Here is a 9720-nt window from a genome sequence, read left to right on the forward strand (position 1 = left end):
GGCCCGGTCGGCACGGGCCAGGGCCGTCCCGCCGACGGCCGCGGCCGCCACCATCGCCGTCGCCGTTCCCGTCGCCGCTGCTCTGAACCCGTGCACGCGCCCCACCCTGGGCGGGGCGTGCCACCGCTGTCGCGGTCCCTTACCGGGTCTTTTCCCGATCCTGGCCAGGAATCTAACCGGGAATCTAACTCAGCGGAGGCCGCGACGGGGTGTACAGCCACGCGGTGAAGAACGGCTTCAGATCCTGGCCGGAGATCTCGCCGGCGAGCGCCACGAACTGGGCGGTCGTCGCGTTGGCGTACCGGTACTTCTGCGCCCAGGTGCGGAGCAGCTCGGTGAACTTCGCCTTGCCGATCTTCTGCTGGAGCGCGTACAGGGTCATGCCGCCACGGTGGTAGACGGCGAAGGTGTCGAACAGCCGGTCACGGCCCGGGTCGCCCGGCAGCACCTTCCAGCTCGGGGAGTTGGCGTCGGCGTAGAGCTGGTCGAACTTCTGCTTGACGGTCGAGCGGCCGATCCGCTCGTCCCAGGTCCACTCGGCGAACGTCGCGAACCCCTCGTTCAGCCAGATGTCCTTCCACTGGGTGACCGAGACGCTGTCGCCGAACCACTGGTGGGCCAGCTCGTGGGCGATGATGTCCTGGTCGGGGTCGAAGTTGCCGTAGATCGTGCGGGACTGGGTCTCCAGCGCGAAGCTGACCTGCGCGTTGTCGACGACCCCGCCCGTCGAGCCGAACGGGTAGGGGCCGAACAGCTTCACCCACTCGTCCGTGATCTTGGATTTGGCTTCGTGGAAGGCGTTGATGTCGGGGGCGGGGATCGAGGCGTCGACGGCCGTGAGGATCGGGATGCCGCCCGCCGTCACCCCCTGCTTCACCTTGAACTTCCCGACCGCGACCATCGCCAGATAAGTCGCCATCGGCTGCTTCATGTGCCACTTGGTGGTGGTCAGCGCGCCGGTCGTGACGGGCGGTTCGCTCTCGCCGTTGGAGATGCCCGTGAGCTCCTTCGGGACGGTCAGTGTGACGTCGAAGGTGGCCTTGTCGGACGGGTGGTCGTTGCTCGGGAACCAGGTGTGCGCGCCGCTCGGCTGGCAGGCCGCGGCGATCCCGTCGGCGGTCTTGATCCAGCCGTAGCGGCCGAGGATCGGGTCGACGATCGCCTGCGGGGTGCCCGAGTAGGCGACGGCCACCGTGAACTCCGTGCCCGACTTGAGGCGCTTCGCCGGGGTGATGATGAGTTCGCTGTCCTGGCGGGCGAAGCGGGCGGCCGCGCCGTTGACGGTCACCGAGGCGACGTCCAGGGCGGTCAGGTCGAGGTCGAACTTGGCCAGATCGGTGGTGGCCTTGGCGCGGATCGTCGCGAGGCCGTCGAGGGTCTTCGCGGCGTCCGCTGGGATGATCTTGAGGTTGAGGTCGTAGTGCTGGACGTCGTAGCCGCCGTTGCCGTCGCCGGGGACGTAGATGTCGCCGGCCGAGTCACGGGTGCCGGCCAGGGGTTCGGCGTCGATCGGCGAGGCCGTCCCGGTCGGCGTGGCGGCGGGCGAGCCGGTCGGCCGGGTGACCGGGGCCGTCACCGGGGTCCTCGGCTCGTCGCCGGATCCGCAGGCCGCCACGAGGGCGGCCGCCGTGGACAGGGACACGGCGAAGGCCGTCATACGTCGCGAATGCACGAGGCCCAGCCTGCCCGTACCGGGCAGACTGGGCAACCGCTGTCACCGGTCAGTAAGACTGGCCGGACGGGCCGTAGCCGCCCTGGGCGTACGGGTTCGGGCCGACCGCGTCCACGACGACCGTCTTGGCGGCCTTGTCGTGCAGGGTCTGGTTCTTCGGGTTGGTGAAGATCCAGATCGCGTCGATCAGCCCGCCGCAGCTGCAGATCCAGGCGAGCAGGACGAAGACGGCGGACCGGATCACGCCCTGCTTGGAGTCGATGGGACCGCCGGTGTCCTCGCGGACCACCCGGATGTTCATCGCCTTCTTGCCGAGCGTCTGGCCGTTCCAGCGGGTCGTGACCAGCCAGAAGTAGAGGAAGACCAGGACCGCGCCGATCAGGTTCGCGATCATCTGCCCCGTCGAGTACAGCTCGGTCCACTCATACGAGGTGGTGCCGTCAGGGTTCTCGACGATGAACTCGTCGGTGTTGGCGCCGCCGAACGGCATGGCCAGGCAGCAGGCGATGACCCAGAAGATCACGTTGTCGATGATGATGCCGACGAGGCGCTTCCACTTGCTGGCGATCATGGGTGAACCTCCATAGTGCTGCCCGTAGGGATCCTGGCCGCCGCTGTAGGGCGGCACCCCGCCCGGCGTGTAGCCGCCGCCGGGCGGCTGCTGCCCGTACGGGTTCTGCGGCGCGCCGAACGGGTCCTGACCGCCCTGGCCTCCGTAGGGCGGCGGCTGGTCCTTGGAGAAGGACGGGCCGTGGCCGCCGTGCGGCGGGATGGGCGGCCCGCCGGTCTGGCCCGGCTGGCCGGCCTGGCCGTACGGGTCGGCCGGATTCTGGCCGAACGGGTCCTCCCGGTTGCCCCCGTAGGGGTTGGGCGGGGTTCCGGGCGGCGGGTTCGTCCCGCCGCCCGGGTTCTCCCACGGGTTCTGCGGGTCCTGCGGCGGTTGCGTCATATTCGCAGAATCGCCCTATTCGCTAGGGATAAAACCGTCACAGAGCGTGTATTGGGATGATGTTGGGCGCGTCTTTGCCCGTCTCCGCCGTCAGTAGCCGTACTCGATTTCGGAACTACCTTCGGTCCAGAGCCCCGCGAAGATCACCAAGGCGAACATGAGCACGATGGCGAGCAGCCCGAGATAGCCGATGATCAGCCCGGCGATGGCCAGGCCGCGGCCCGACTCACCGGTCCGCCGGATCTGGTGGAGCGCGATATGCCCGCAGATCACCCCGGCGATGCTGCCGACCCCGCACGCCACGATCGACGCGATCAACGAGATGATCGCCAGCACGTTGGTGGGCGGCCCCTGCGGCGGCACATGGCCGTAAGGCCCGTACGCGCCGGGGTAGGCCTGGTACTGGCCGTGCGGCACCGCGTACGGCTCGGGCGGGATGCCCTGCGGGATCCCGCCGATCGCGGGCGGCGGCGACGTCGCACCGTGCGGTGTGTATCCGCCCGGCAGCCCGTGGCCGGGCGGCTCCTGACCGGCGGCGTCGTACTCGCCGGGCAGCCGGTAGCCGGGCTCGAGCGGCGACGGAGCCGGCGGCGGCGTGGCCGACTCGTACACGCCGGGCGGCGTGAAGCCCTCGTACGGCCCCGGCGGGTTCTTGGACAAGTCGGGGCGCTGGGGGCCTTCCGGTGGTTCAGGCGTCATGACCTGAAAGATCGGCAGCTCAGCGGCTCGGCAACCCCCCCAAGGGGCAAAATCGCCGAAGGCCCGCCGGGCGCGCGGACGCGTTCGACGGGCCTTCGGGGAAGTGCGAGGGGTAAGACTAGGCGCCCGCGTAGGGGACGGCGTCGATGATCTCGACGGTCATGGCGCGGCCGTTGGGGAGGGTGTAAGTCGCCTTCTCGCCGATCTTCTTGCCGTTGATCGCGGCGCCGAGCGGCGACTTGGGCGAGTAGACGTCGATGGGGGAGCCCTGCTCCTCGCGGGAGGCGAGCAGGAAGGTGACCTCCTCATCGTCGCCCGCGAAGGCGACGGTGATCGTCATCCCGGGACCGACCTCGCCGTCGGCGCGGACAGGGGCCTCACCGACGCGTGCGTTGTCGATGATGCCGCGGAGCTGGAGGATGCGCCCCTCCATCTTGCCCTGCTCCTCCTTGGCCGCGTGGTAACCGCCGTTCTCCTTGAGGTCGCCTTCTTCACGGGCGGCCTCGATCTTCGCGGCGATCTCCTTGCGGCCGGGACCCGAGAGGTAGTCCAGCTCGGTCTTGAGCCGGTCGTACGCCTCCTGGGTCAGCCAGGTGACGTTGTCAGTGCGGGTCTCGGTCACGGGTACTCCTATTTCCACGTGATGTGGCCGGGTTGTCTTCTCGCGCGATCCCCGGACGGGGGAAACGCGGAAACCTCAAGCCTATCCGGTCGTTGGAGGTAAAGGTTCCCACTGCCGCCGTTCATCAACCTGCCATCTGGTGGTCAGGCGAGCTTGCAGTCCACCACTTCGGCGGTGGTGGCGCGCTCGGAGGTCGGCAGAGTGATGATCTGCGTCGATCCGGTACGCCCCGGCAGGGCTTCGACCGTGGTGCGGCCGACCGTCAGGCCGGAGTGAGCGCGGGCCGTCACCTCACATTTTACCAGCGCATCCTCGGGCTTGTTGATCTGGAACTTGACCTTGACGGCCTGGTCGCTCTCGATCTCGAAGGCGATGGTCTCGCCGGAGACCCCGTCCAGACCGGCGGTGCCGCCGCCCGCATGACCCATGATCACGGCCCAGCCGACGACGAAAGCGGCGACCACGGTGCCGAGCGTGCCGAAGAAGACCCAGTCCTTCCACGAACGGGCGTCCTTCCCTGAACGGGCGTCTTTCCCCGAACGGGCGTCCTTCCCCGATCGGGAGGTTCGGGCGGGGTTTTCGGTCGTCATCGGGAATCCTCGCCGGGTGTTACGGGTTTCTGTCGGAGGCTGCTGAAACAATCGCGCAAAGCTCGTTCATCTCTGCCCGCCCCTCTCAGCCCAGCCTCTCTCGTGACCCAAGCATAGGAGCACCCCGCCGTGTTGGAAGCAGGACCCGTGCCGGGCGCAGGCCCCGCCGAAACCCTCCGGCTGATGGCCGTCCACGCCCATCCCGACGACGAATCGAGCAAGGGCGCCGCGACCATGGCCCGCTATGTGGCCGAAGGGGTCGAGGTGCTGGTCGTGACTGCCACCGGCGGCGAGCGCGGCGACATCCTCAACCCCGCGATGGACCGGCCCGAGGTCAAGGCCAACATGGCCGCGGTCCGCGAGGCCGAGATGGACGCGGCCCGCGCGATCCTCGGCGTCAAGCAGGAGTGGCTCGGTTTCGTCGACTCCGGCCTGCCGGAGGGCGATCCGCTGCCCCCGCTGCCCGAAGGCTGCTTCGCGCTCGTCCCGCTGGAGGAGGCCACCGCCCCCCTGGTCAAGATCATGCGCGAGTTCCGGCCGCACGTCGTCCTCACCTATGACGAGAACGGCGGCTACCCCCACCCCGACCACATCAAGACCCACGAGATCTCCGTCGCCGCGTTCGAGGCGGCCGGCGACCCCGAGCGCTACCCCGGCTCCGGCGATCCGTGGCAGCCACTGAAGATGTACTACCACCTGACCTTCCACCGCGACAGGCTGGTCGCGATGGACCGCGCGCTGACCGAGGCGGGCCGGGAATCGCCCTACGGGGAATGGCTCCAGCAGCGCGAGGACAGGCCCGCCCCCTGGGCCGTCACCACCCGTGTGCCGTGCGGCGACTTCTTCGAGACCCGCGACGCCGCGCTGATCGCCCACGCCACCCAGATCGATCCGAACGGCTTCTGGTTCGCCTGCCCGCCCGACCTCCAACGCCGGGCATGGCCGACGGAGGACTACCATCTGGCGAGGTCCCTGGTCGACACCGAGCTTCCGGAGGACGATCTGTTCACCGGAGTCCGGGAGAAGGTGTACTCCACATGATGATCTTGTCTGCCCCGCAGCAGTTCACCGACGAGACCGTGTCGCCGGGGCTGCTCGGCACGCTCGTGGTGCTCTGCATGGGCATCGCCCTGGTCTTCCTGATCAAGTCGATGAACAAGCGGATCCGCAACGTCAAGGCCCCCTACCAGGCCGACCTCGACCAGGCGGCCTGGGAAGCGGAACAGGCGAAGTCCGGCAAACCGCTCGACTAGCGCTTACGGCGAACTCGCGCGCCCGCCCCGTGAAGATCGGGTTAGTTTGGGCGGGTGACACCTGCGTCCTCACCTCTGCGCGTCCGTTCCGCCGGCGACGCCACGAAGGTCTCGTCCTTCGAGCTCTTCTTCGACCTGGTCTTCGTGTTCGCGATCACCCAGCTCTCCCACCGGCTGCTCGGCGACCTGACCGTCGGGAACGCCCTGGAGTGCGGGCTGCTGCTGTTCGCCGTCTGGTGGTCCTGGATGTACACGACCTGGACCACCAACTGGTTCGACCCCGACCATCCCGTGTTCCGGATGGTGCTCGTCGGGGTGATGATGGCGGGGCTGCTGATGGCCGTCGCGATCCCCGAGGCGCTGGAGAGCCGCGCCCTGTGGTTCGCGCTCGGCTACGCCACCGTCCAGGTCGGCCGCACCGCCTACGTGGCGTGGGCCACCCGCGGCACCCCGCTGGCCCGCAACTTCCAGCGGATCCTCGTCTGGATCGTGGTCGCCGCCACGCTCTGGATCACGGGCGCGCTGTTCGACGGCACGACCCTGCTGGTGTTCTGGCTGCTGGCGCTCGCCGTCGACCTGGGCGGCCCGTCCGCCGGGTACGCCGTGCCGGGGCTCGGCCGCTCCTCCACCGCCGACTGGGCGTCGATCGACGGCGCCCACATGGCCGAACGCTGCCAGCTCTTCGTGATCATCGCGCTGGGGGAGTCGGTGCTGGTCACCGGGATCACCTTCGGTGACCACGCCGTCGGCGTGACCGGTCTCGCGGCGTTCGCGCTGGCGTTCCTCGGCTCCGTCGCCCTGTGGTGGATCTACTTCGACCGGACCGCGGAGGCGTCGTCCGAGGCGATCGCCTCCTCCGACGATCCGGGCCGGATCGGCCGCTCCGCCTACACCTACGAGCACATCCCGATGATCGCCGGCATCATCGTCTCGGCCGTCGGCGACGAACTGGTCATCGCCCACCCGACCGGCCACACCGCCGGCGGCACCGCGGCGGCCGTCCTCGGCGGGGCCGCCCTGTTCCTGTTCGGCCATCTGCTGTTCAAACGGACCGTCTTCGGGCTGTGGTCGCGGCCGCGGCTGGTGGCGCTGGTCCTGCTGGCGTTGCTGGCGGCCGGCTACTCGCTGCTGTCGCCGATGCTGCTGAGCGCGGCCGTGCTGCTGGTCCTCGTGCTGGTGGCGGGCTGGGACAACGTGCTGGCCGGCCGGATGCGCCGCACCGCGGAAGTCAGCGTCGGCTAAAGGATCAGACGAATTCTCCTGAACTCCGCCGGACGGGCCGGGGGAGCCTGCTCCCATGGGAGGTATGCCCCTAGGTCCGATCGTGGCCGCGGCCCTGCTCGTCCTGGAGCCGCTGTGGCCGGTGCCCGTCCTGCAGCCGAAGCACGCCGTCCCCGACCGGCCGCCGCCGAAGGCGATCGACTGGGGACGTCCCGCGCTGGTCGACGAGTTCCCCGGCACGCACGTCAACCCCGGCAAGTGGGCGGTCTACGACGATCCGACCGGCGCCAACCCGCGGATCGCGAAGGCCGTCAAGGTCAAGGACGGGGTCCTGCGGATGACGGGCGGCCTGTACGGCGGCCGGGACCTCTCGGGCGGCCTCGCCACCCATCTGGCCCTGACGTTCGGCCGCTGGGAGGTCCGGATGCGCACCGAGAAGGGCGCCGGCTACTCCTCGGTCCTCCTGCTCTGGCCGACGAAGCAGGGCCACCCCGAATGGGCCGAGATCAACTTCGCCGAGATCCCCGACCCCGCCCGCAGGCAGGCGGGCCTGTTCATTCACAAGGGAATCCGCGACACCACCCGCTCAAAAATGATCACCGGTGACTTCACCCGCTGGCACCGCTACGCCCTCGAATGGCTCCCCCACTCGATGACCTTCTTCCTGGACGGTGTCAAGGTCTGGACCTACCGAGGCCCCAACATCCCCCAGAAGGCCGACATGCACCTGGCCCTCCAGCACGACGTCAGCTGCTACTCCCCGGCCCAGTGCCGCAACCGCACCACCCCCGCCAAGGTCACCATGCAGGTCGACTGGATCCGCGTCTACCGCCTCCCACCCCACCTCCGCTACTGATCGGGCGCGCGCCGACTAACTAGGCCGTGTCTTATGAATCTTCGGTCCTACTGCGCGGCGTCCAGGCACGCACCTCGGGGGCTTGTCGTCGGTCACCAGCCAACCAGGCTGGCTCCCTCCTTCGCACCCCCGAGGCACGCACCTGACCGCCGCTCGCTACGGACAAGATCCATAAGACACGGCCTAGGCTGGCCCGTATGAACCGGCTCAAGGACGCGACCAGCCCGTATCTGCTGCAGCACGCGGACAATCCGGTGGACTGGTTCCCCTGGGGCGAGGAGGCGTTCGCCGAAGCACGACGGCGGAATGTCCCGATCCTCCTCAGTGTCGGATATGCCGCTTGTCACTGGTGTCACGTCATGGGACATGAATCGTTTGAGGATGCGCAGACGGCTCGGTTGATGAACGCGTTGTTCGTGAACGTGAAGGTCGATCGGGAGGAGCGGCCGGATGTCGACGCGGTGTACATGGCGGCCACGCAGGCGCTGACCGGGCATGGCGGGTGGCCGATGACCGTGTTCATGACGCCCGAGGGGAAGCCGTTCTACTGCGGGACCTACTTTCCGCGGCCTCGGTTCCAGGCGCTGCTCAACGCCGTCGCGAAGGCTTGGGAGGAGCAGCGGGACGAGCTCGTCGAGCAGGGGGAGCAGATCGTCGCGGCGCTCGGGGGGAAGGTCGACAGCGGTGCGGGGGAGGCGCCGAGCGCGGAGACGCTGGAGGCGGCCGTCGCGGTGCTGGGGCAGGGGTACGACGGGCGGAACGGGGGGTTCGGCGGGGCGCCGAAGTTCCCGCCGTCGATGGTGCTGGAGTTCCTGCTGCGGCAGGGGGACCCCGACGGGATGGCCGCGGGGACGCTCGAGGCGATGGCGCGGGGCGGGATCTACGACCAGCTCGGCGGCGGGTTCGCGCGGTACAGCGTGGACGCCGCGTGGGTGGTGCCCCACTTCGAGAAGATGATCTACGACAACGCGCTGCTCGCCCGGGTGTACGCGCACTGGTGGCGGGCGGGCGGGTCGCCGCTGGCGCGGCGGATCGCGCTGGAGACCTGCGACTGGATGATCCGGGAGCTCGGGACGGCCGAAGGCGGCCTCGCCTCCGCGCTGGACGCCGACAGCGAGGGCGTCGAGGGCAAGTTCTACGCGTGGAACCCCGCGCAGCTCGCCGAGGTGCTGGGGGAGGCCGACGGGGCTCGGGCGGCCGAACTCCTCGCGGTGACCGAGGAGGGCACCTTCGAGCACGGGCTTTCGACGCTCCGGTTGCCCGGCGACGACCTGCCAGAGGAGCTGCGGGCACGCCTGTACGCGGCGCGGGAGGAGCGGGTGCGGCCCGGCAGGGACGACAAGGTCGTCGCGGGCTGGAACGGGCTGGCGATCGCGGCGCTCGCCGAGTGCGGGGCGCTTTTCGACCGTCCCGACCTGATCGCGTACGCGGAGGGGATCGCGGAGCTGCTGGAGCGGGTGCACGTCCGGGACGGGCGGATCCTGCGGACGTCGCGCGATGGGGTCGCGGGCGCCAACGCGGGGGTCCTGGAGGACTACGCTGACGTCGCCGAGGGCCTGATCGCCCTGCACGGGGTCACCGGGAACCCCGAGTACGTGCGACGTGCCGGCGCCCTCCTCGACTCCGTGCTGGCCCACTTCGGTGACGGCGAAGGCGGCTTCTACGACACCGCCGACGACGCCGAGGCCCTGTTCCAGCGTCCGCAGGACCCCACCGACAACGCCACGCCGTCCGGCGCGTCGGCGGCGGCGGGCGCGCTGCTGTCCTACGCCGCGCTGACCGGCGACCACCGCCATCGCGACGCCGTGAACCAGCTCCACGTCATCGTGCCCGGCATGTTCCTCGGCATCGCCTGGAT

At 69.5% G+C, this 9720-nt stretch carries 10 protein-coding genes; 5 read left to right on the forward strand and 5 right to left on the reverse strand.

Features of this window, described 5'->3' with window-relative positions; genetic code table 11:
- Nucleotides 1-184: 184 nt before the first annotated feature.
- From ACYVE7_RS21785 to ACYVE7_RS21805, 5 genes are all read right to left on the reverse strand, one after another.
- Nucleotides 185-1672 carry a M1 family metallopeptidase gene (locus ACYVE7_RS21785; protein ID WP_460366835.1) on the reverse strand — a complete coding sequence of 496 codons (1488 nt, stop codon included), beginning with the start codon at nucleotides 1670-1672 and terminating at the stop codon, nucleotides 185-187.
- 49 nt (nucleotides 1673-1721) lie between these two features.
- Complete coding sequence (locus ACYVE7_RS21790; protein WP_460366836.1) at nucleotides 1722-2621, reverse strand: RDD family protein; 900 nt, start codon at nucleotides 2619-2621, stop codon at nucleotides 1722-1724.
- 90 nt (nucleotides 2622-2711) lie between these two features.
- Complete coding sequence (locus ACYVE7_RS21795) at nucleotides 2712-3320, reverse strand: DUF4190 domain-containing protein (RefSeq protein ID WP_460366837.1); 609 nt, start codon at nucleotides 3318-3320, stop codon at nucleotides 2712-2714.
- Between the two features lie 118 nt (nucleotides 3321-3438).
- Nucleotides 3439-3942, reverse strand: coding sequence for a transcription elongation factor GreA (gene greA / locus ACYVE7_RS21800; protein WP_460366838.1), 504 nt, complete (start codon nucleotides 3940-3942; stop codon nucleotides 3439-3441).
- 143 nt (nucleotides 3943-4085) lie between these two features.
- Nucleotides 4086-4532 (reverse strand): DUF4307 domain-containing protein, encoded by a 447-nt coding sequence (locus tag ACYVE7_RS21805; protein ID WP_460366839.1) that lies wholly within the window; start codon nucleotides 4530-4532, stop codon nucleotides 4086-4088.
- 183 nt (nucleotides 4533-4715) lie between these two features.
- On the opposite strand from ACYVE7_RS21805, the gene mca reads away from it, so the two are divergent.
- From mca to ACYVE7_RS21830, 5 genes are all read left to right on the forward strand, one after another.
- Nucleotides 4716-5573, forward strand: a complete 858-nt coding sequence (gene mca, locus ACYVE7_RS21810) for a mycothiol conjugate amidase Mca (protein ID WP_460366845.1) — start codon at nucleotides 4716-4718, stop codon at nucleotides 5571-5573.
- The gene (locus ACYVE7_RS21815) at nucleotides 5570-5785 is read left to right on the forward strand and encodes a hypothetical protein (RefSeq protein WP_460366840.1); all 216 of its coding nucleotides are present in this window, start codon (nucleotides 5570-5572) and stop codon (nucleotides 5783-5785) included. The genes mca and ACYVE7_RS21815 overlap by 4 nt, the downstream gene beginning before the upstream one ends.
- A gap of 54 nt (nucleotides 5786-5839) precedes the next feature.
- Nucleotides 5840-7027, forward strand: a complete 1188-nt coding sequence (locus tag ACYVE7_RS21820; protein WP_460366842.1) for a low temperature requirement protein A — start codon at nucleotides 5840-5842, stop codon at nucleotides 7025-7027.
- Nucleotides 7028-7091: 64 nt separating this feature from the next.
- Entirely contained in the window at nucleotides 7092-7862 is a 771-nt protein-coding gene (locus ACYVE7_RS21825) for a glycoside hydrolase family 16 protein (protein ID WP_460366843.1), read from the forward strand.
- 197 nt (nucleotides 7863-8059) lie between these two features.
- The coding region (locus ACYVE7_RS21830) for a thioredoxin domain-containing protein (protein WP_460366844.1) at nucleotides 8060-9720 on the forward strand (1661 nt) is incomplete at its 3' end.

Source organism: Actinocorallia lasiicapitis (assembly GCF_054778695.1).